The organism is Streptomyces sp. NBC_01546 (genome assembly GCF_045208355.1).
In the GTDB taxonomy this organism is placed as follows: domain Bacteria; phylum Actinomycetota; class Actinomycetes; order Streptomycetales; family Streptomycetaceae; genus Streptomyces.
Window position 1 is genome coordinate 2,197,397 of record NZ_CP109379.1, and the last position, 21,592, is coordinate 2,218,988.

At 70.1% G+C, this 21,592-nt stretch carries 14 protein-coding genes and 2 pseudogenes; 5 read left to right on the top strand and 11 right to left on the bottom strand.

The genetic code is table 11. The annotated features are described in order from the left end of the window. Positions 1–5: 5 nt before the first annotated feature. Both ngcE and acnA read right to left on the bottom strand, forming a co-directional pair. On the bottom strand, positions 6–1,430 hold the full coding sequence (gene ngcE / locus OHA89_RS10010) for an N-acetylglucosamine/diacetylchitobiose ABC transporter substrate-binding protein (protein ID WP_406365921.1): 1,425 nt from the start codon (positions 1,428–1,430) through the stop codon (positions 6–8). Positions 1,431–1,728: 298 nt separating this feature from the next. Continuing rightward, entirely contained in the window at positions 1,729–4,443 is a 2,715-nt protein-coding gene (gene acnA, locus OHA89_RS10015) for an aconitate hydratase AcnA (protein WP_322975516.1), read from the bottom strand. 489 nt (positions 4,444–4,932) lie between these two features. Here acnA and OHA89_RS10020 point away from each other — a divergent pair, with 489 nt between their 5' ends. The 3 genes and pseudogenes from OHA89_RS10020 to OHA89_RS10030 all read left to right on the top strand — a co-directional run bounded on the left by OHA89_RS10020 (position 4,933) and on the right by OHA89_RS10030 (position 7,561). Continuing rightward, a complete protein-coding gene (locus tag OHA89_RS10020) occupies positions 4,933–6,462 on the top strand; it encodes a UDP-N-acetylglucosamine 1-carboxyvinyltransferase (protein WP_215144574.1) in 1,530 nt (509 codons plus the stop codon). Between the two features lie 134 nt (positions 6,463–6,596). Continuing rightward, positions 6,597–6,974 (top strand): annotated as a pseudogene (locus tag OHA89_RS10025) (cytochrome P450); the annotation flags it as partial. A gap of 26 nt (positions 6,975–7,000) precedes the next feature. Continuing rightward, the gene (locus tag OHA89_RS10030) at positions 7,001–7,561 is read left to right on the top strand and encodes a hypothetical protein (protein WP_266614321.1); all 561 of its coding nucleotides are present in this window, start codon (positions 7,001–7,003) and stop codon (positions 7,559–7,561) included. A 9-nt stretch (positions 7,562–7,570) separates the two neighbouring features. On the opposite strand, the gene OHA89_RS10035 is transcribed toward OHA89_RS10030, so the two are convergent. Then, entirely contained in the window at positions 7,571–9,118 is a 1,548-nt protein-coding gene (locus tag OHA89_RS10035; RefSeq protein ID WP_266614322.1) for an MFS transporter, read from the bottom strand. A gap of 83 nt (positions 9,119–9,201) precedes the next feature. Here OHA89_RS10035 and OHA89_RS10040 point away from each other — a divergent pair, with 83 nt between their 5' ends. Both OHA89_RS10040 and OHA89_RS10045 read left to right on the top strand, forming a co-directional pair. Next, on the top strand, positions 9,202–11,283 hold the full coding sequence (locus tag OHA89_RS10040) for an alpha/beta fold hydrolase (RefSeq protein ID WP_266614324.1): 2,082 nt from the start codon (positions 9,202–9,204) through the stop codon (positions 11,281–11,283). A gap of 458 nt (positions 11,284–11,741) precedes the next feature. After that, the gene (locus OHA89_RS10045) at positions 11,742–13,751 is read left to right on the top strand and encodes a hypothetical protein (protein WP_406365922.1); all 2,010 of its coding nucleotides are present in this window, start codon (positions 11,742–11,744) and stop codon (positions 13,749–13,751) included. A 212-nt stretch (positions 13,752–13,963) separates the two neighbouring features. Here the strand turns inward: OHA89_RS10045 and OHA89_RS10050 are convergent, their stop codons facing one another. The 8 genes and pseudogenes from OHA89_RS10050 to OHA89_RS10085 form a co-directional block, all read right to left on the bottom strand. After that, positions 13,964–14,941 carry an ABC transporter ATP-binding protein gene (locus OHA89_RS10050; RefSeq protein ID WP_257553732.1) on the bottom strand — a complete coding sequence of 326 codons (978 nt, stop codon included), beginning with the start codon at positions 14,939–14,941 and terminating at the stop codon, positions 13,964–13,966. Further along, on the bottom strand, positions 14,938–15,948 hold the full coding sequence (locus OHA89_RS10055; protein ID WP_266614336.1) for an ABC transporter ATP-binding protein: 1,011 nt from the start codon (positions 15,946–15,948) through the stop codon (positions 14,938–14,940). Before OHA89_RS10055 ends, OHA89_RS10050 begins: the two co-directional genes overlap by 4 nt. Further along, positions 15,948–16,934 (bottom strand): ABC transporter permease, encoded by a 987-nt coding sequence (locus OHA89_RS10060; protein ID WP_266614338.1) that lies wholly within the window; start codon positions 16,932–16,934, stop codon positions 15,948–15,950. Before OHA89_RS10060 ends, OHA89_RS10055 begins: the two co-directional genes overlap by 1 nt. After that, on the bottom strand, positions 16,931–17,737 hold the full coding sequence (locus OHA89_RS10065; protein WP_406368459.1) for an ABC transporter permease: 807 nt from the start codon (positions 17,735–17,737) through the stop codon (positions 16,931–16,933). Before OHA89_RS10065 ends, OHA89_RS10060 begins: the two co-directional genes overlap by 4 nt. Next, positions 17,726–17,809: pseudogene (locus OHA89_RS10070) on the bottom strand (hypothetical protein); the annotation flags it as partial. The pseudogene OHA89_RS10070 and the gene OHA89_RS10065, both read right to left, overlap by 12 nt. Before the next feature lie 97 nt (positions 17,810–17,906). Continuing rightward, positions 17,907–19,649 carry an ABC transporter substrate-binding protein gene (locus OHA89_RS10075; RefSeq protein ID WP_406365923.1) on the bottom strand — a complete coding sequence of 581 codons (1,743 nt, stop codon included), beginning with the start codon at positions 19,647–19,649 and terminating at the stop codon, positions 17,907–17,909. Between the two features lie 265 nt (positions 19,650–19,914). Then, a complete protein-coding gene (locus tag OHA89_RS10080) occupies positions 19,915–20,670 on the bottom strand; it encodes a hypothetical protein (protein WP_406365925.1) in 756 nt (251 codons plus the stop codon). Positions 20,671–20,827: 157 nt separating this feature from the next. Beyond that, positions 20,828–21,538: a GntR family transcriptional regulator gene (locus OHA89_RS10085; protein WP_215142323.1), complete on the bottom strand. Its 711-nt coding sequence runs from the start codon at positions 21,536–21,538 to the stop codon at positions 20,828–20,830. Positions 21,539–21,592: the final 54 nt, after the last annotated feature.

Below are 21,592 nucleotides of genomic sequence, written 5' to 3' on the forward strand. Positions count from 1 at the left end.
GGTGGTCAGCTGCGCTTGTTGTTCTTGGCGTTCGGGTCCTTGGCCGCCTTGTCTACCGCAGCCTGGGCCCGCTTGATCCACTCCTTTGGCTGGATCCGCTGGGCCATCAGCTCATTGGACGCGTTCTGGATCTCGTTGTCCATCTCGCTGTACCAGTCGGGGTAGCGGTAGCTGAAGGTGTTGCTGCCCGCGGCCTTGAGCGCCTCGACGGCCGACTGGGTACCGGGCCGCAGCTTGACGCTCGGGTCCACTCCGTCCTTGACCACGGTGAGCGAGTTGGCCTGCTGGGCGAAGATCGTCGACCACTCGCGGGACATCATCGAGCGGAGGAACTCCATGGCCCCCGCCTTGTTGGCGGCCTTCTCCGGGACGATGAAGGGCTCGTCGACGCCGGCCCGGATGGCCTCGAAGGGCAGCTTGCTGTCCGCGAGCAGCGGCATCGGCAGGAACTTCATGTCGAAGTCCTCCGGGGTCTGCTTCAGCTGCTCGTTCTCCAGCCAGGATCCGGAGGGGATGAAGGCCGCCTTGTACTGGTTCCACGCGGTCTGGGACTCCGTGTGGGTCAGGCCGTTGGTGCCCGGCATCAGCAGGCCCTTTTCGACCACCTCGTAGACCGCCTCGACGGCGGCCAGGGCGGCCGGGTTGCCCTCGAAGGCGTTCGGCTCCAGGTTGTCGATCGCCTTCATCGCGTCCAGGCCGCCCTTCTTGGCGATCAGGTCCATGATGACGACGTTGATGTAGTACGGGTACTTGCCCTGGTGGGCGAGGCCGCCGATGCCCGCTTCCTTGGCCTTCGCACAGACGGCCAGGAACTCGTCCCACGTCTTGGGCGGCGTCCAGCCCTTCTCCTTGAACAGCTTGCCGGAGTACCAGAAGCCGAAGACGGCGTACACGTACTTCAGGACGACGAACTTGCCGCCCTGGAGCCCCTGTTCGTAGGCGCCGTCGACCAGGGTGTCGCGCACCTTCTTGGTCGGGTCGTCGAGCGAGGGCGAGTCGAGCACGGCGGTGAGGTCGGCGAGCTGGCCGGCCTTGGCGAGTACGTCCAGCTTGATCTGCTGGGCGCCGGAGTCGTCGACGACGTCCGGCGGGTTGCCGCCGTTGAGGCGCGGCTGGAGCTTGGCGGTGATCTCCTGGGTGCCCATGTGGGAGGTGGTCGTGCCCCACTTCTTGTCGAAGGCGGCCTCCCAGGCCTTCGCGTAGTCGTCGCCGAAGCCGCCCTTGAAGACCATGACGTCGAGCTTGCCGCCCTTGGCGACGCCGAACGGGTTCTCCTTGGTCACCGGCGCCTTGTCCGGGCCCTTCGTGGATTCGTCGCCGCCGGAGGCGCAGGCGGACAGGAAGCTCATCGTCGGCACCGTGATAAGCCCGAGTGCGGCGGAGCGCTTGATCAGATCGCGGCGTCCGAGGTCCTCACCAGTGGATCCCATGCTCATGTCCTCGCCTTCGTCAGAAGTGTGAAGGAGGCCGGAAAGTCACGGCGGTTGCCGTGCATGCGGACATCTCCGCAGGTCCCCGCCCATCCCCCGGGTCCGGGCCGCTCGTCTCGCGGTGATCCGGACGGGCACAGGTATAGTCCACTTCCGCTCGTGTGAGCAAGATCATGCACACGTATGGCGGCCAGCTTTTCCGAGTTGAGACCTGGCCGTCACCTCCGCCGGCCGCCGAAAAAGCGGAAGGGCCGTACCCCCTTAACGGGGATACGGCCCTTTGGTGCCGATACCGTGCTTAGCCGCGGATGAGGTTGCGGAGCACGTACTGCATGATGCCGCCGTTGCGGTAGTAGTCCGCCTCACCCGGCGTGTCGATGCGGACGACCGCGTCGAACTCCACGCCCGTGTCGGTGGTGACCTTGACGGTGCGCGGGGTGGTGCCGTTGTTCAGCTCCTCCACACCGGTGAAGGAGAAGGACTCCTCGCCGGTGAGGCCCAGGGAGGCCGCCGTGGCGCCCTCGGGGAACTGCAGGGGCAGGACGCCCATGCCGATCAGGTTGGAGCGGTGGATGCGCTCGTAGGACTCGGCGATGACGGCCTTCACACCGAGCAGCGCGGTGCCCTTGGCCGCCCAGTCGCGGGAGGAGCCGGAGCCGTACTCCTTGCCCGCCAGGATGACCAGCGGGATGCCGGCGGCCTGGTAGTTCTGCGAGGCGTCGTAGATGAACGCGACCGGCGCGCCCTCGACGGTGAAGTCGCGGGTGAAGCCGCCCTCGGTGCCCGGCGCGATCTGGTTGCGCAGGCGGATGTTGGCGAACGTACCGCGGATCATGACCTCGTGGTTGCCGCGGCGGGAACCGTACGAGTTGAAGTCGCGGCGCTCGACGCCGTGCTCCGTGAGGTACTTGCCGGCCGGGGTGTCGGCCTTGATCGCACCGGCCGGGGAGATGTGGTCGGTGGTGACCGAGTCGCCCAGCTTCGCCAGCACGCGGGCGCCGGCGATGTCGGAGACCGGGGTGGTCTCCATCGTCATGCCCTCGAAGTAAGGGGGCTTACGGACGTAGGTGGACTGCGGGTCCCACTCGAAGGTGTTGCCGGTCGGGATCGACAGCGCCTGCCACTGGGCGTCGCCCGCGAAGACGTCCTGGTAGGACTTGCTGAACATGTCCTCGCCGATGGCGTTCGCCACGACGTCGTTGACCTCGGCCTCGGAGGGCCAGATGTCCTTGAGGAAGACCGGCTTGCCCTCGGTGTCGATGCCGATGGCGTCCTTGGTGACGTCCACCTTCATGGAGCCCGCGATGGCGTACGCGACGACCAGCGGCGGGGAGGCCAGGTAGTTCATCTTGACGTCGGGGTTGATCCGGCCCTCGAAGTTGCGGTTGCCGGAGAGCACCGAGGTGACCGCGAGGTCGTGCTCGTTGATCGCCTTCGAGATCTCCTCGTCCAGCGGACCGGAGTTGCCGATGCAGGTGGTGCAGCCGTACCCGACGAGGTTGAAGCCCATCTTGTCGAGGTACGGGGTCAGGCCGGCCTTGTCGAAGTAGTCGGTGACGACCTTCGAGCCCGGGGCCAGGGTGGTCTTGACCCACGGCTTGCGGGACAGGCCCTTCTCGACCGCCTTCTTGGCCACGAGCGCCGCGGCGACCATGACGTAGGGGTTCGAGGTGTTGGTGCAGGAGGTGATCGCGGCGACGGTGACGGCGCCGTGGTCGATCTCGAAGGAGGTGCCGTCGGCCAGGGTGACCAGGGTCGGGCGGGTCGGCACGCCGTCGACGGTGGCCGGGGAGTCGGAGGCCGGGAAGGACTCCTTGCCCGCCTCGTCGTCGTCCTCGACGTAGTTGCGCACGTCCAGGGCGAACTGCTGCGAGGCGTTGGCCAGGACGATGCGGTCCTGCGGGCGCTTCGGGCCGGCGATGGAGGGGACGACCGTGGAGAGGTCGAGCTCCAGCTTCTCGGAGAAGTCAGGCTCGGCGGCCGGGTCCAGCCACAGGCCCTGCTCCTTGGCGTACGCCTCGACGAGCGCGACCTGCTGGGCGTCGCGGCCGGTCAGACGCAGGTACTTCAGCGTCTCGTCGTCGATCGGGAAGATAGCGGCCGTCGAGCCGAACTCCGGCGACATGTTGCCGATGGTGGCGCGGTTCGCGAGGGAGGTGGCGGCGACGCCCTCACCGTAGAACTCGACGAACTTGCCGACGACGCCGTGCTTGCGCAGCATCTCGGTGATGGTCAGCACCAGGTCGGTGGCGGTGGTGCCGGTGGGCAGCTCGCCGGTCAGCTTGAAGCCCACGACGCGCGGGATCAGCATGGAGACCGGCTGGCCGAGCATCGCGGCCTCGGCCTCGATGCCGCCGACGCCCCAGCCCAGCACGCCCAGGCCGTTGACCATGGTGGTGTGCGAGTCGGTGCCGACGAGGGTGTCGGGGTACGCCTGGCCGTTACGGACCATGACCGTGCGGGCCAGGTGCTCGATGTTGACCTGGTGGACGATGCCGGTGCCCGGGGGGACGACCTTGAAGTCGTCGAAGGCGGTCTGGCCCCAGCGCAGGAACTGGTAGCGCTCCTTGTTGCGGCCGTACTCCAGCTCGACGTTCTGCGCGAAGGCGTCCTTCGTGCCGAACTTGTCGGCGATGACCGAGTGGTCGATGACCATCTCGGCGGGCGAGAGCGGGTTGATCTTCGCCGGGTCGCCGCCGAGGGCCTTCACGGCCTCGCGCATGGTGGCGAGGTCCACGACGCAGGGAACGCCGGTGAAGTCCTGCATGATCACGCGAGCCGGCGTGAACTGGATTTCCTCGCTGGGCTGGGCCTGCGAGTCCCAGTTGCCGAGCGACCGGATGTGGTCGGCGGTGATGTTCGCGCCGTCCTCGGTACGGAGCAGGTTCTCCAGCAGCACCTTCAGGCTGTAGGGCAGGCGGGCCGAGCCCTCAACCTTGTCCAGCCGGAAGATCTCGTACGACTCGTCGCCCACCTGCAGCGTGCTGCGGGCGTCGAAGCTGTTCGCCGACACGACAGTCTCCTTCATGCATGAATTTCGCGCGTATGACCGCATCCTGCCGCCACGCCCCTTGGCCAATCCGCTAAGGTAAGACTAAGTTAGGTAACCCTTACCAGCGGGGGCGGCTGCGGTACGCCTTCGGCAGATATCTCGATGTCGAGATAACTCTAGTACATGTCCGGGCGCGGGGACGAGGCGCGCACCTGTGGCGCGGCCCCGGCACGCCCGGATCGGCCGGGTATCGGGCAGAGACCGGCGGGTGGGGCGACGCCGGGCGGCCGGGCCCCAGTCGAGCGCCCCGGCCCCGGCGGACACGCGACGGCCGGAGCAGTTGAGGGACCGAGCAGGACGGACGCACCCAAATGGGATGCCACGGGACCCCTCGGTCAACTCGTCGAGCAGGACACACCCGCCTGCCCCACCATGGGACCTGACGGTCGGTAACACCCGTTCGGCCTACCCCGCGCGATCAACATCTCATATCTGAGATACGGTGCAGCCATGGCAGACGACTACCTCGTACGCATCGGCAAGCTCATCCGTGACGCCCGGCAGCACCGGGGCTGGACACAGAGTCAGCTCGCCGACGCACTCGGCACCAGCCAGAGCGCCGTGAACCGGATCGAGCGCGGCAACCAGAACATCAGCCTTGAGATGATCGCCCGCATCGGCGAGGCGCTCGACAGTGAAATCGTCTCTCTCGGCTACGCCGGTCCGATGCACCTGCGCGTCGTCGGCGGCCGTCGGCTGTCCGGTGCCATCGACGTCAAGACGAGCAAGAACGCCTGTGTCGCCCTGCTGTGCGCCTCGTTGCTCAACAAGGGCCGTACGGTGCTGAGGCGGGTCGCCCGCATCGAGGAGGTCTACCGCCTGCTCGAGGTACTGAACTCCATCGGTGTCCGCACCCGCTGGATCAACGACGGCGTGGACCTGGAGCTGATCCCGCCGGCCCGCCTCGACATGGAGGCCATGGACGCGGACGCGGCCCGCCGGACCCGGAGCATCATCATGTTCCTGGGCCCCCTGCTGCACCGCATGGACCAGTTCCGCCTCCCGTACGCCGGCGGCTGCGACCTCGGCACCCGCACCATCGAGCCGCACATGATCGCCCTGCGCCGCTTCGGCCTGGACATCACCGCGACCGAGGGCATCTACCACGCGCGGGTCGCGACCGGGGTCTCCCCCGACCGCCCGATCGTGCTGACCGAACGCGGGGACACGGTCACCGAGAACGCCCTCCTGGCCGCCGCCCGGCACGACGGCGTCACGGTCATCCGCAACGCCTCCTCCAACTACATGGTCCAGGACCTGTGCTTCTTCCTGGAGGCGCTGGGCGTCAAGGTCGAGGGCATCGGCACCACGACCCTCACCGTCCACGGCATCCCGCACATCGACGTGGACGTGGACTACTCCCCCTCCGAGGACCCGGTCGAGGCGATGAGCCTGCTCGCCGCCGCGGTGGTCACGGAGTCGGAGCTGACCATCCGCCGGGTCCCGATCGAGTTCATGGAGATCGAGCTCGCGGTCCTGGAGGAGATGGGCCTGGACCACGACCGCTCGGCGGAGTACACCGCCGACAACGGCCGCACCCGGCTGGTCGACCTCACGGTCCGCCCCTCCAAGCTCGAAGCCCCGATCGACAAGATCCACCCGATGCCGTTCCCCGGGCTGAACATCGACAACGTCCCGTTCTTCGCGGCCATCGCCGCCGTCGCCCAGGGCCAGACCCTGATCCACGACTGGGTCTACGACAACCGCGCCATCTACCTGACCGACCTCAACCGCCTCGGCGGCCGCCTCCAGCTCCTGGACCCGCACCGCGTCCTGGTCGAGGGCCCCACCCGCTGGCGCGCGGCGGAGATGATGTGCCCGCCGGCGCTGCGCCCGGCGGTGGTGGTCCTCCTCGCGATGATGGCGGCGGAGGGCACCTCGGTGCTCCGCAACGTCTACGTCATCAACCGCGGCTACGAGGAACTGGCCGAGCGCCTCAACTCGGTGGGCGCCCAGATCGAGATCTTCAGGGACATCTAGGTACTGTTCGACGCCTGGAGCGCCGGGATCGGCAAGGAGAGCGGCGTTCGCTCGGACCTCAGCGCTCGGTGGCGGCCGCGGCGAGGGCGGCCTCGACCGCGGCCGGCCGGGCGGGGTCGGGGCGGGTGCCGTTCCCGGTCATCGGCCGCAACGCCGTCGCCGCCACCGAGGTCGACGGGCACACCATCCCCGCGGGCGCGAACGTGATCCTGGCGCCGTGGGTGACGCACCGCCATCCGCTCCACTGGCCGGACCCGGACCGCTTCGATCCGGAGCGGTTCACCCCGGAGGCGGAGGCCGGCCGGCCGCGCTACGCGTGGTTCCCCTTCGGAGGCGGCCCGCGCGCGTGCATCGGGCAGCACTTCTCGATGCTGGAATCGGTGATCGCACTGGCGGTGATCCTGCGGGCGTACGAGTTCGAGGCCGTGGACACCGAGATCCCGGTCAGCGCCGGCATCACCCTGCAGACGGACGGTCCGGCGCGCTGCCGGGTACGTCGCCTGGACCGTTAGCGGGGGCCATCGGCCATCATGGCCGGATGGACGAGGAGCTCCCGGGGAGACTGTCCCCTTACGTACGGCGGCCCGCGCGGGCGATGCTGCCCGGTTCGCCCGCCCCGGAGCGGCTGCTCCGCCGGATCGGCCGCTTCTTCCTCGTCCGGTTCCTGGCGGCGCTGCCCGACGACCTCGCCGACGCGGTGTCGGCGCTCGCCGACCCGTTCGAGCGGGCAGCCCGTCTGGTCGGGCGGCTCTTCCACGGCCCGGCCCTGCGGGGCGGCTGGGACGGCGAGGCCGGCCGCCTCGCCCTGGCCCTGCACGGCTTCCACTGGACGCACTGGCGCACCGAGACCGTGGGCCCGTACGGCACGTTCGCCGCGACGGCGGGGAAGGTCGTGGTCCGGCCGCCCTGGGGCCGCGGCGACCCCGCGCGCGAGTCGTACACCGCCGCCTGCGGCCTGCGCCGCGTCCCGCGGCTGCGCCGCCGGCCGTGCCGGGTGGACCTGGTCTTCGCGGACGGCTCCTGGGTGGCCCTGCGGATGAACACCCGCGCGGACGCCGCCCGGCTGCGCGGTGCGCTGGGTGGCTGGGCAGATGGCTAGCTGGACGGGCTAGACCTTCGTCGGTGTGTGGTTGCCCTGGAGACGTGCCAGGTCCGAGGGCCGGACCTGGATGACGAACATCGCGATCACCGCCCCGACCAGGGTGAACAGGGCCGCCACGACGAAGGCCGCGCTGATGCCCGAGGTGAGCACCTGGTCGCTCCACGGCTTGGGGAACTGTCCCGTGCGCCGGAAGAAGGCCAGCTGGTCGGGGGTGGCCGTGCGCAGGAAGCCCGGCGCCGTTTCCCTGGCCTCGTTGCGGCTGGCCGTGCCGAAGACGGTCACCAGGATCGACAGGCCGAGCGAACCACCGACCTGCTGCGTCGCGTTCAGCAGTCCGGATGCCGCGCCCGACTCCCGGTCGGGGACGTTGGACAGCGCCATCAGGGTCAGCGAGACGAACTGCAGGCCCATGCCGGTGGCGAACACCAGCATGGGGCCGAAGATGCTGCCCATGTACGTCGAGTCGATGTCGGTCTGCGTCAGCCAGGCCAGTCCGGCCGCACAGCAGAGCGCGCCGGTGACCATGAAGGGCTTGGGCCCGAACTTGGGCAGCAGCTGCGAGGTGATCCCGGCCGCCACCGCGATCATGACGCTGACGGGCAGGAAGGCGAAGCCCGCCTGGAGGGGGCTGAAGCCGAGCACGTTCTGCACGAAGAGCGTCAGGAAGAAGAACATGCCGAAGATCGCGCAGGCGAGCATGAGCATGATCCCGTAGGTTCCGGCCCGGTTGCGGTCGGCGAACATGTGCAGCGGGGTGATCGGCTGGGGCGAGCGCCGCTCGTTGACGATGAAAAGGCTCAGCAGGACCACCGCGGCGCCGAAGGAGCCGAGCGTCACCGGGTCGCGCCAGCCGTCCTGGGCGGCGCGGATGAATCCGTAGACGAGCGAGACCATGCCCAGGGTGGACAGCAGTGCGCCCGCGAAGTCGAAGTGTCCGGGGTGGCGTTCGGACTCGTGGATGACCTTCACGGCCATGCCGGCTATGAGCAAGGCGATGGGGACGTTGACAAAGAGCACCCAGCGCCAGTTGAGCCATTCGACGAGGATGCCGCCGGCGAGCAGCCCGATCGCGCCGCCGCCGGCCGAGACCGCGGCGAACACGCCGAACGCCCGGTTACGGGCGGGCCCTTCGCGGAAGATGGTGGTGATCAGCGCGAGGGAGGTCGGCGAGGCGATGGCGCCGCCGACGCCCTGGAGGGCCCGGGCGGCCATCAGCTGGCCGGAGTTCTGGGCGAATCCGCCCAGCAGCGAGGCCAGTCCGAAGAGCAGGATGCCGAAGATGAAGACCCGCTTGCGGCCGAGGATGTCGCCGGTGCGCCCGCCGAGCAGCAGCAGTCCGCCGAACGTGAGGGTGTAGGCGTTGACCACCCAGGAGAGGCTCTCGGTGGAGAAGCCGAGCGCGGTCTGGATGTGCGGCAGCGCGATGTTCACGATGGTGATGTCGAGAACCACCATGAGCTGGCAGGAGGCGATGACGAACAGGGCGAGCCCGTTCCCGCTCCCTCGGACCTTGCCGTCGGTCCCGGTGCTGGTCGGCGTTGCGTTCGGGTCCACCCTGTCGACGCTAAGCCCGCACACGTGGGGTCACCACTCGAACAGCCTAGCCCATGTGATATTTCACATGTCACACTACGATCATGGATGACTTCCTCAGGCTCTCCGCGAGCACCGCCCGGTTCACGTACGGCGCCCCGCGCGCCTTCGCTTTCGGGGACGAAGGACGGCTGCTCTGGTTCCTCCGGTCCACCGGCCCCACCGACCCCTTCGACAGCCTCTGGGTCCTCGACACGGCCACCGGAACCGAGTCCCGCCTTGCCGATCCCCTCGAGCTGTGCCCCGAGCTGCGCCGCGAGCCGGGCGCACGCGCCGGGCTCCCCGAGCTCCCCGCCGCCGAGCGCCGGCTCCGCGAGCGGATACGCCTCGTCGCCGCCGGGATCGGCTCGTACGCGCTCTCCGGCGACGGCCGGCGCGCCGTCTTCGCCCTCTACGGGCGGCTGTACGAGGTCACCGCCGACGGGACCGGGCAGCCCGTGCCCATCCCCGCCGCCGGACCCGCCCTGGACCCGCGCCCCAACGCCGACGGCTCCCGCACCGCGTACATCAGCGCCGACGCCCTGTACGTAGCCCCGGGCGGCCGGGTCAGCCCCGCCGACGGGGCCCGCTGGGGCCTCGCCGAGTTCGCGGCCGCCGAGGAGCTGGGCCGCTCCCGCGGGCACTGGTGGTCCCCGGACGGGGTCACCCTGCTGGCCGCCCGCGTCGTCGAATCCCCCCTCCAGCGGCGGTACTTCGCCGATCCCGCGCACCCCGAGCTCCCGGCCGAGGACTTCGCGTACCCCGAGGCGGGCGGGCCCAACGCCGAGGTGCAGCTGTGGGTGCTCGGCCCGGACGGGGCGCGCGTACGGCTGGACTGGGACGCGGAGAGCTACCCGTACGTCTCCGACGCCGGCTGGGAATCGACGGGGGAGATCCTGCTGACCGTCCAGGACAGGCTCCAGCAGACGGTCCTGCTGCTCTGCGCCGACCCGGCCACCGGCCGGACCCGGGAGCTGTCCCGCACCGTGCACCCGCAGTGGGTGGACCCCCTCCCAGGCACCCCTGCCCGCCTCCCCGACGGGCGGATGCTGACCGCCGCCGACGCCCCCGGTGATGCCCGCGCCCTCGCGGTCGACGGCGCGCCGCTGACCGGCGACGGCGTCCAGGTCCGCCGTGTGGCCGGAGTGCACGAGGGCCGGCTGCTGATCGAGGCCGGGCTGCGGGACCCCGCCGAGCAGCAGGTGCTCCTGCTCGACCCCGCGACCGGATCGCTCGCGCCGCTCGCCGACGGGCCCGGGGTGCACAGCGTCCAGGCCGGCGCCGGGACCCTGCTGCTGACCTCCGCCGACGCCGACGGGATCCGGCGCCTCGTACGCACCGCCGACGGGCGGGAGTTCACCCCCGCCGACCTGTCCCGGCCGCTGCCGTACCGGGTCGTGCCGGTCCTGGAGCAGGTCACCGAGCACGGCGTCCCCACCGCCCTGGTCCTCCCCCGCGACCACGTCCCCGGCCGGCGGCTCCCGGTCCTCGTCGACGCGTACGGCGGCCCCGGCTATCAGGACGTCAGCGCCGAGCCCCGCCGCTGGCAGGCCAAGCAGTGGTGGGCCGACCAGGGCTTCGCGGTGGTGACCGTCGACAACCGCGGCACCCCGTACGTCTCCCCCGCCTTCACGCACGCCATGTACCGCGGGTTCTCCGAGGTCACCCTGGAGGACCAGGTGGCGGCGCTCCGGGCGCTCGGCACCCGGCACCCGGATCTCGACCTCGGCCGGGTCGGCGTCCGCGGCTGGTCCTACGGCGGCTACCTGTCGGCGATGGCGGTGCTGCGCCGCCCGGACGTCTTCCACGCGGCGGCCGCGGGCGCGGCACCGACCGACTTCCGGCACTACGACACGGCGTACACCGAGCGGTACCTGGGCCTGCCCCAGGACAACCCGGAGGTCTACGAGCGGGACTCGCTCCTCGCGGATGCCCCGAAGCTGACCCGCCCGCTGCTGCTGGTCACCGGCCTGGCCGACGACAACGTCCACCCCTCCCACACCCTGCGCCTCTCACAGGCTCTGACGGACGCGGGCCGCCCGCACCAGCTGCTGGCGCTGCCCGGTGTCACCCACATGACCCCGGGCGGGACGAGGGAGAAGGTGATGGCTCTGGAGCTGGAGTTCTTCAGGAGGGAACTCGGCTGATTCCGGGGCGAGGCGGAGCCACTGCCCGAAGGGCCCCGGAGACGCCGTTGGCTCCGGGGCCCTGCCTTCCCGTGGATGCCCGTGTGTCGCACGCGATGCGCGAACTGATCGCCGCGCGGGAGTGGCTGACGCTGTTCCTGCTGCCGGCCTGTGCAGGTCGCCCTCGACCGGCTGGAGACGCTCGTTCGCAACCGGCTCGAGCGGCTGCAGTACCGGCCCGACCTCCTCGACGGCTTCTTCACCGGAACCGTGCCGGCTTACCCGTGTTCATCCTGCTGCCCCGCCCAAGGTGCCCGACCGGGAGCGCGACCATAACGTGCACTCATGGGAGCGATGGGTAGCGGCCTGGTCGGGACGGGGCCTCGTGATCGGCAGCCTTCGCCAGGCTCACGGGACCGGCACGGTCTTCCTCGGTACGGTGCGTGCCGAGGGGCAGACGCGGGCGGGCGGGTGTTCGCATGCTGAAGAAGGCCCTGGTCGCTCTGGGCATGGTGCTGGTCCTGCAGAGTGTGTTCGCGCTCTGCCTGGTCAGTGCGCTGCAGCTGCTCGTGCTGCGCAGCACCCCGTTCGGGGTGACCGGCGCGTCCCCGGTCGTGAACGCGGTGGCCTCAAAGGTGTCACTGGATACCCGCAGCTATGCTGACGAGTCCGCGGTGATGGAGGCGATCGGCCAGAGCAAGCTCTACGGCGCCTACCTGCCCGGCCAGGCGAGCGACACCCTGATCGTCGTCCCCGCCAAGAGCTTCTTCGGCCGTGTGGAGCTGGAAGCCGCGTTCGAGGACGCGGCCAAAAAACTCGACAGGCCCCTGACGGTGAAGACCGTCAAGCCGCTACCGAAGTACGACCGTCTCGGCGGCGTCTCCGGGCTGCTGCTGATCCCGCTGCTCATCGGCGGCTACCTGGCGGCCGTCCTGCTCCTCAAGGCGACCAGAACCGCGGCGGCCCCCTGGCACGTGGCGATGCTCGTCGGCTACTCGGCGGTGGGCGCCCTGCTGACCGACCTGATCGCCGGGCCTGGGATCGGCGCCTACTCCAACAGCCGCTTCTGGCCGCTCCTGCCGTGCTTCATCCTGATCGCCGCCTCGGTCAGCCTCGCGGCCGCCGCCTTCCAGCGTCTCCTGGGACCTGCGGGCACCCTCGTGGTCGCGACCCTGTTCATCATCGTGGGCGGCTCCGCCGCAGGCGGCGTCGGCATCACCCTCCTGCCCGACTACTGGCAGCACCTCGGCGCCGTCTTCCCGCCCCAGCACGCCATCACCCTGGTGCGCAACGTCATCTACTTCAACGGGAACAACATCACCACACCGTTGATAGTCCTGGGCCTGTACGCGCTGGCCGGCGGCATCGTCATCGGCTACCTGGGACGCTGGCGGCCCGTCAAAAGGGTCGGCAAGGCGGCACCCGCCGACGCGTCCGACACGACCGACGCGTCCGATACCCCGGCCACACAGGCCGCGGGCTCGAAGACGGCCGTGCGGGTCCTCGTCGCGCTGGCGATCGCCGCGGTCATGCAGTGCCTGTTCACCGTCAACTACATCAGCTCGGCGCACGAACCCGTCGCGACCGACATGCCGTTCGGTACCACCGGCCAGTCTCCGCTCCTGGCCGCGACCCGGCAGAACCTCTCCCTCAAGGTCACCCAGTACCCGAACGAGCAGGCGGCAAAGGACGCGATCGACCGGGCCGAGATCTACGGAGCACTCATCCCCGGGCAATCGTCGAACACCCTGCTCGTCGTCCCCACCCTCAGCGACGTCGCTCCCCTCGACCTGGCGGCGAACTTCGAGGTCGCCGCGAAGAAGCTCGGGCAGCCGCTCAGCGTCCAGCAGTACGCACCGCACCCACTGGCGAAGAAGGACCCCTTCGGCCTCGTCGAGTCGCTGATGCTCGTCCCGCTGCTGGTCGGCGGCTACATGGCATCGACCATGCTCAGAACCGTCACCGGCAGCGCGACCGGACGCCGACGCCTGACCGCCCTCCTCGGCTTCTCCGTCCTGGCCGGCCTCGCGGTCAACCTCGTCGTCGGCCCCTGGCTCCAGGGCTACCCCCTGGAGAAGTTCTGGATCGTCTGGCCGATCCTCTCGCTGATCGTCGCCGTCGTCGCCCTCGTCGCCGCCGTCCTGCAAAAGCTCCTCGGAGCCGCCGGGACACTCGTGACCGTCATCGTGGTCATGCTGTTCGGCAACCCCTCCTCCGGAGGGGCGAACGGCGTCCCGTACCTTCCGGCGTTCTGGCGTGACATCGGCCCGTTCCTGCCACCCCGCAACGCCTACATCCTGCTCCGCAACACGATCTACTTCGACGGCCACGGCACCACACAGGCACTCGTCGTCCTCCTGGTCTACCTGGCCGTCCCGGCAATCGCCCTCGCCCTCCTCGACCGGTTCCGCACCCCCGAGATCCCCGTGACCCGCGAGACCGAGGCCGAAGCGACCGCTCTGACCGTCCCCGTCGGCGGCCTGCCGTAGGCAGCACCGGCGCGTGCTCTGCATCGACACCCCGGACGCCCCTTGGACGGGCCTGACCGCGGTGTCCGAGCCCAGCGCCGAGCTCGTGGCCCGTCCGGCCGGGAGATCTCGACCGCCGTCGACAACATCGAGCCGGCCTGAACCGCCTGAAGGCAACGCGAAGGCCCCGGAGACGTCATTGGCTCCGGGGCCCTGCCTTCCCGTGATCCCCGTCAGTCACCCGGGAAGTGACAGGCCACCTCTCTTGAGGCGGCGAGCTGCAGCAGTGGGCGTTCGGTGCGGCAGATCTGCTGCGCCTTGGGGCAGCGGGGGTGGAAAGTGCAGCCCGGGGGCGGGGCGGCCGGGCTCGGGGGGTCGCCGAGGAGGACGATCCGTTCGCGCCGCCGTTCCGCCGCCGGGTCGGGCAGCGGTACGGCGGACAACAGCGCCCGGGTGTAGGGGTGCTGGGGGTTCTCGTAGAGGGATGCCTTGTCCCCGATCTCGACGATCCTGCCGAGGTACATGACGGCGACGCGGTCGCTGACCCGTTTGACGACGGAGAGGTCGTGCGCGATGAACACGTAGGCGAGGCCCAGCTCCGCGCGCAGCCGTTCCATCAGGTTGACGATCTGCGCCTGTACGGAGACGTCGAGGGCGGAGACCGGCTCGTCGGCGACGATCAGCCGGGGGCTGGTGGCCAGCGAGCGGGCGATGCCGATGCGCTGGGCCTGGCCGCCGGAGAACTCGTGCGGGTAGCGGTCGATGTGTTCGGGGATCAGGCCCACCAGGTCCATCAGTTCGGCGGCCCGGCGGCGGGCGTCCGTCGCGCTCCAGCCCTGCACCAGCAGCGGGTCGGAGATGATGCGGGCCACCGTCTGGCGGGGGTTGAGGGAGGAGTGCGGGTCCTGGAAGACCATCTGGATGTTCTTGCGCAGCGGGCGCATGGCTCCCTGGGAGAGCCGGCTGATGTCCTTGCCGTCGAAGGCGACGCGGCCCGAGGTGGGTTCCAGGAGGCGTACGAGCATCCGGCCGGTGGTGGACTTCCCGCAGCCCGATTCCCCGACCAGGCCCAGGGTCTGACCGGCCGCCAGGTCGAAGGAGACCCCGTCCACGGCGCGCACGGGCGCCCCCCGGCGCCCGGTCGCGGACCGCTTCCCGGGGAAGGTCATGGTGAGGTCCCGTACGGACAGGAGCGGGTCGGTCGTGGTCATCGGGCCGCCTCCTCGGCGGTGCGGGCGCCGGCGAAGTGGCAGGCCACCGTCCGGCCCGGCGCCTCCCCGTACGTCTCCAGCTCCGGGCGTACGTCACTGCAGCGGGCAGCGGCGCGCGGGCAGCGCGGTGCGAAGGCGCAGCCCGGGGCCGGTGCGAGCAGGGACGGCGGGGAGCCGGGGATGAAGGGCAGCGGTTCGTCGTCGGCAGTGTCGAGGCGGGGCAGCGAGTCGAGCAGGCCCCGGGTGTAGGGGTGCGCGGGCTCCGCGAACAGGTCGTCGACCGGGGCCTGTTCGGCGGCCCGGCCGCCGTACATGACCAGCACCTCGTGGGCGACGCGGGCGACCACCCCCAGGTCGTGGGTGATCATCACGACGCCGAGGCCGCGCTCCTGCTGGAGCGTGGCGATCAGCTCCAGGATCTGGGCCTGCACGGTGACGTCCAGGGCGGTGGTGGGCTCGTCGGCGATCAGCAGGTCGGGTTCGCATGCCAGGGCCATGGCGATCATCGCGCGCTGGCGCATGCCACCGGAGAACTGGTGCGGGTACTCCCCCGCCCGGCGGGCCGGTTCCGGGATGCCGACCTCGCCGAGCATGTCGACGGCCCGTTTGCGCGCGGCGGCCCTCCCGGCCTTGAAGTGCACCCGGAAGTGCTCGGCGATCTGCTCGCCCACCGTGTAGTAGGGGTGGAGGCTGGAGAGCGGATCCTGGAAGATCATCGCCACCTTGCGGCCGCGGATCTTGGACAGTTCCCGTTCGGAGAGAGTGGTCAGCTCCCGTCCGGAGAGGGCCACGGAGCCGGTGACCTCGGCCGCGCCCCGGTGCAGGCCCATGACGGCCAGCGAGGTGACCGACTTGCCGGAGCCGGACTCGCCGACGATGCCGAGGGTGCGGCCCGCCTCGACGGTGAAGCCGAGCGAGTCGACGGCCCGTACGGTGCCGCGCGGGGTGGTGAACGTGACGCGCAGATCGCGCACTTCGAGGAGCGGGGCGGTGTTTTCCGCGGCCATCAGTACCTCACCCTCGGGTCGATCACGGCGTAGAGGAGGTCGACGGCGAGGTTGGCGACGACGATGAAGAAGGCGGCGAGCAGGGTGACCCCGAGGACCACGGGCTGGTCCGAGCTGACCAGCGCCCCGTAGAACAGCCGCCCGATGCCGGGGAGTCCGAAGATGGACTCGGTGATCACGGCTCCGGCGAGCAGTCCGCCGAGGTCCATGCCGAAGATGGTGAGGATGGGGGTCATCCCGGAGCGCAGTCCGTGTTTGACGACGACGGTGCGCTCGGGCATGCCTTTGGCGCGGGCGGTACGGATGTACGGCTCGGCCATCGCCTCGATCATCGAACCCCGGCTCTGACGTGCGTACATGGCGGCGTACAGCAGCGCGAGCGCGGTCCAGGGCAGGAGGAGGTTGGAGGCCCAGGCGAGCGGATTGTCGGTGAAGGCCTGGTAGGTGGGATAGGGCAGCAGGCCGGCGATGCGGATGACCCCGTAGATCAGCATCACGGAGGTGAAGTAGACGGGCAGGGAGGCCGCGGCGACGGCGCCCACCATCAGGGCCTTGTCGGTGGCGGTGTCCTTGCGCAGGGCGGCGGTGACCCCGGCGCCCAGGCCCAGGACGAGCCAGAGCGCGGCGGCGCCGACGGCGAGGGAGGCGGAGACCGGAAGCCGGTCCATGAGCAGGTCCCAGACGGGCAGGGAGTTCTCGTACGAGTAGCCCAGGCAGGGGAAGTCGCACTGGACGGCGTACTGGCCGGTGCCGAGGGTGCGGCCGGTGAAGATGCCGGTCAGGAAGTCGGTGAACTGGCGCCACAGGGGCTGGTCGAGCCCCAGGTAGGCCCGTACGTCGGCCAGCCGCTCGGCGCTGCAGGTCTTGCCGCAGGCGGCCGCGGCCGGGTCGGAGGGCAGGACGTAGAAGATGAGGAAGGTGACGGCGGCGATGGCGAGGAGCACACCGGCCAGGGCCAGGAGCCGGCGGGCGAGGTAGAGGATCAACTGCGGCCGCCCCTCGGGTCGAGGATGTCGCGCAGGGCGTCGCCGAGCAGGGTGAAGGCGAGCACGGCGAGGAAGAGGAAGACGCTCGGGATGACGAAGTACATGGGATCGGTCTCGTAGAAGGCGACGGACTCGGCGATCATCTGGCCCCAGGAGGGGGTGGGAGGGCGGACGCCCACGCCGAGGTAGCTGAGCGCGGCCTCGGTGCTGATCATGCCGGGGATGAGCAGGGTGGTGTAGGCGATGACCGGGCCCGAGACGCCGGGGAGGATGTCGCGGGTCAGGATCCGCCAGGAGCTCGAACCGCCGACGCGGGCGGCGTCCACGTACTCGCGGTGTTTGAGGGAGAGCGTCTGGCCGCGGACGACGCGGGCGACGCCGGGCCAGCCGAAGACCCCGATCACGGCGGTCATGAGGACGATCCGGTTGACGTCCTTGGCCACGGACAGCATCGCGATCATGAAGATCAGGGAGGGGAAGGACATGGTGAGGTCCATGAGCCGGGACAGGATCGCGTCGGTGCGGCCGCCGAAGTAGCCGGCGGCGATTCCGGCGGCGGTGCCCGCGACGACCACGATGGCGGTGGCGGCGAAGGCGATGAGCAGGGAGACCTGCGCGCCGTGGACCACGCGGGCGAACAGGTCGCGGCCGGTGACGGGTTCGACGCCGAGCCAGTGCTCGGGGCCGATCCCGCCGAAGGAGCCCAGCGGCAGGCCCCCGAGGTAGGGGTCGATGGCGGTCTTGTCGAACTCCTCCGGGGACCAGCCGCCGAGCGCGCCCAGCCAGGGGGCGGTGACGGCCATGAGGACGAAGAGGAGGACGAGGCAGAGGCTGACGCGGACGGCGGGGCGGCGGCGGAGTTCCCGCCGGGCGAGCTGCCAGGGGCTGCTGCCGGGCGCTGCCGCGGGCCCGGCTTTGACGGCGTCCGGGACCGGGGTGGTGGCGGTCATGGTGGCGGTGGCTCCGGATTCCTCAGCCCTGGCTCTTCGACGGGTCCTTGAGGCCGACCGTCGCGTAGTCGATCTCGCCGGTCCACACGGGGTGGCCGAACGCGCCGGCGATGTTGGGGCCGACGAGCAGCGGCTTGCGCTCCAGCAGGATCGGGATGGACGGGGACTTCTTCATGAGCTCCGCGTCCAGGTCGATCCAGGCCTGATTGGCCTGCTTCGCGTCGGCCATGTTGTTGATCTCGTCGATCCGCTTGATGGTCGCCTCGTCGCGGAACTGGCTGTAGTTGCCCTGGTTGCCCTTGTCCTTGATGGTGCGTCCGTCGAAGACGAAGGGGATCCAGGTGGAGCCGGACGGGTAGTCGGGGCACCAGCCGGTGAAGGTCATGTCGGGGGTGGTGGCGAGGTCGCCGATGACGTCGTAGTACGCGCCCGGGTCGACGGTGTCGATGACGACTTCGATGCCCGCGCGGGACAGGCCCTGCTGGATGGCCTCGGCGGCGCCCTTGTCACCGGTGGAGACGGACAGGGAGACCTTGAGCTTCTCCTTGCCGGCGGCCTTCAGCAGTTCCTTGGCCTTGGCCGGATCGCCGGCCGGGGCGATCTTCAGCGTGTCGGCCTGCTTGCCGCCGGTCAGGGCCGGGGGCAGGTAGGCGGTGGCGATCTCGTTGAGGGCCGGGCCGCCGCCCGCGGTGACCACGGCCTCCTTGTCGACGGCGTACTGCATGGCCTCGCGGACCTTGGGGTCGTCGAAGGGGGCGCGGGAGTTGTTCAGGTAGAGCATCTCGGTACAGCCCTTGGACTCCGCGATCAGGCGCGCCTTGACGTCCGGCTTGGGCAGCACCTTGGGGGCGCTCTCGGGGCGCATGTCGGCGTACTGGACGGTGGAGGCGTCGGCGCCCTCCCCGGCGATGATGCGGTCGTCGATCTGGCCGCCCTTGAGGCCCATCACGACGACGAACTTGTCGGGGTAGGCCTTGCGCACGGTGTCGGTGTTCGCGTCCCAGTGCTCGTTGCGGACCAGGACCAGCTTCTTGTCGCGGTCGTACGACTCGATCTTGTACGGGCCGGAGGAGAACGGGCGGGCGTCGTACTGGGTGCCCTTCTCCTGGGACTGGGGTACGGGCGAGAAGGTGGGCAGGGTGGCGGTCGCGGAGAACTCGGCGACGGGCCGCTTGAGCTCGAAGACGATCGTGCGGTCGTCGGGGGTCTTCACGGAGTCGAGGTGCTGCCCCTGGAGCGGGCCCTTGTAGCCCTCGGTCCCGGCCAGGTACTGGGCCGCGTAGTCGGGGCCGCCGGTGAGGTCGGGGGCGAAGGAGCGCTCGACGTTGTACTTGACGTCCTGGGCCTTGACGGGCGAGCCGTCCTCGTACTTGACGCCCTCCTTGAGGGTGAAGGTCCAGGTGCGGCCGCCGTTGGAGGGAGTGCCCAGGTCGGTGGCGAGGTCGGGGACGAGCTCGCTGCCGCCCTTGCCCGGCTCGGCCTTGAAGGTCACCAGGGTGCGGTAGAGCAGCCGGGTGCCGAAGTCCATGGTCGGCATGACCCAGTTGCGGGCGGGGTCGAGGTGCGCGAAGTCCTGGTTGGACAGGACGGTCAGGGTGCCGCCCTTGACCGGGCTGCCGCCGAGGATCTTGCCGTCGTTGGCGGCGGCGGGGTTGGACGCGCCGGCGCCCTCGGAGCCCTTCTTGGTGTCGGAGCAGCCCGAGGCGCCGAGTGCGAGTGCCGCCACCAGAGCGGTGGCGAGGGCGAGTTGGGTGCGCTTGGTCATGGGTCACTCCAGTGAAGGGCCGCGCTTTAGGATGTGACCGGTAACATAGTAATGTGAAATTGTACTGACAAGGGGTTGAGTGGCCCGTTATCCAGCCGTGTCCAAATCCGGGTACTCGAAGGCGAGTTGAGGCGGTCCTGTCAGTCCACGGGAGGCCCCGACAACGCGCGGCGCCAGGCGGTCGAGGGCCTTCACCCCGTCACCACCTGGCGCCGCGCGTCACGACGGACGGCCGGAGCGGCACCCGCTCCCGCCCGGGATCAGATCAGTGCTGCGCACCGACCATGGGTTCCTTGTGCTTGTCCTTGTCCCTGTCCTTGTCCTTGTGCTTGCCCGGGGCCGAGACCGGACGGAAGTCAGGGTTCGTCACACAGCCGAGGTTGCGGTAGATGCGGTCGTTCGTCTGCGGGTCCCGGCCGACGAAGTGGTACTGGCAAGCCCCCTCGATGAACCTGCCTTCAATGCCGCCGGGGAAGTCGATCTCCTTGTTCCACAGGAAGGTCGACACGAGGCCGGTCTGCCGTGCGGTGGCGTTGACGTCGATCCCGCCGGGAGCCTGGATCGCGTACACCCAGCCGTCGGCCCCGCCCCCCGCGGCGAATTCCTGCGCCACCCACCGCTCACAACTGGTGCTCACGTGCGCGGCGTTCGGCTGCTGGCCGCCCCCGGTGATCCACTGCAACAGCGGCGTGAGGTCCGAGCCCCGCGGCTTGAAGCCTGTGGGGAAGATCGTCTGGGGGTCCCGCGAGTCGCCCCGCCACAGCGTGTTCACGTCGTGCCGCCAGTACCAGGCCTCGCTCACCGCGGCGAGGTCCACCTCCGGCTGGATCGTGGGGTCCGTCGTGGTCTGCAGCCACTCCGACGCACGGTAGCCGCCGGTCGGGCCGCAGGGGCCGGTGTCGCGGATCTGCTGCGGGGTGCCCGGGTACGGATCCGCCGCGGCGCCGGCGGGTGAGCCCAACCCCAACGAGACGGTGACCAGGACGGCGGCGGAAGCGATCCGAATTGCAGTCTTCAACACGGTCGGCACAACCTCTTCGCTCGGTGCACAGGACTCGGTGTTATTAGCCGAATTCCTGACGCAACCGACCTTCGTCCGCATCCGTCACCCGCTGGCACCACGAGGCCCACCCGCCCGGCGCAGGCCGCCGGCCCGGCGAACCCTCCCGTTCACCGTGCTAGACGCCGGAGCCGAGGCCTCCCGGGGTGCGGCCAACGGGCTCGTCGCGGCCCTGGGCCCACAGGGAGCGGACGTGGCCGAGGTGGCGGACCATGCAGGCCTCGGCCGCCGCGGCGTCACCGGAGAGCATCAGGTCGAGCAGCTCGAGGTGCTCCTCCGCCGAGGACACCAGCTTGCCGGCCTCGTCCAGACCGGTCAGCCCGTACAGCCGGGACCGCTTGCGCAGGTCGCCGACCGTCTCGACGAGGCGGTCGTTGCCCGCGAGCCCGAGCAGCGTGAGGTGGAAGCGGCGGTCCGCCTCCAGGTAGCCGATCAGGTTGTGCTCGCGGGCGCTGGTGACGATCTCCTGCGCGATCGGCCGCAGCGCCTCCAGCTGCTCGGCCGTGGCGATCTTCGTGATCCGCCCGATGGTCGGCACCTCGATCATCGTGCGCAGCTCGGTGTACTGGTCGAGGTCGCGCTCGCTGACCTCGGTGATGCGGAACCCCTTGTTGCGGACCGGTTCGACCAGGCCCTCGCGGGCGAGGTCGAGCATCGCCTCGCGCACCGGCGTGGCCGAAACGCCGAGTTCGGCCGCGAGACCGGGGGCGGAGTAGACGCTTCCGGGGCGCAGCTCACCCGCTATCAGGGCTGCTCGGAGGGCGTGGCCGACCTGGTCGCGGAGCCGTTCCTGGGCCTTGATGAGACTGTGCTGCTTCAGGTCACCCATTGCATTTCCTCCGAGACGCCCTACACCGGCGATGGGCAGAGGAACAGCGTACAA

Excerpts from the sequence above, each read along its gene's own strand:
- OHA89_RS10055 (WP_266614336.1), bottom strand. The coding sequence starts at position 15,948 with ATGGCCGCGGAAAACACCGCCCCGCTCCTCGAAGTGCGCGATCTGCGC.
- OHA89_RS10030 (WP_266614321.1), top strand. The coding sequence starts at position 7,001 with ATGGACGAGGAGCTCCCGGGGAGACTGTCCCCTTACGTACGGCGGCCC.
- OHA89_RS10045 (WP_406365922.1), top strand. The coding sequence starts at position 11,742 with ATGCTGAAGAAGGCCCTGGTCGCTCTGGGCATGGTGCTGGTCCTGCAG.
- OHA89_RS10050 (WP_257553732.1), bottom strand. The coding sequence starts at position 14,941 with ATGACCACGACCGACCCGCTCCTGTCCGTACGGGACCTCACCATGACC.
- ngcE (WP_406365921.1), bottom strand. The coding sequence starts at position 1,430 with ATGGGATCCACTGGTGAGGACCTCGGACGCCGCGATCTGATCAAGCGC.
- OHA89_RS10040 (WP_266614324.1), top strand. The coding sequence starts at position 9,202 with ATGGATGACTTCCTCAGGCTCTCCGCGAGCACCGCCCGGTTCACGTAC.
- OHA89_RS10065 (WP_406368459.1), bottom strand. The coding sequence starts at position 17,737 with ATGGCCGTCACCGCCCCCTGGCTGGGCGCGCTCGGCGGCTGGTCCCCG.
- OHA89_RS10075 (WP_406365923.1), bottom strand. The coding sequence starts at position 19,649 with ATGACCAAGCGCACCCAACTCGCCCTCGCCACCGCTCTGGTGGCGGCA.
- OHA89_RS10020 (WP_215144574.1), top strand. The coding sequence starts at position 4,933 with ATGGCAGACGACTACCTCGTACGCATCGGCAAGCTCATCCGTGACGCC.
- OHA89_RS10085 (WP_215142323.1), bottom strand. The coding sequence starts at position 21,538 with ATGGGTGACCTGAAGCAGCACAGTCTCATCAAGGCCCAGGAACGGCTC.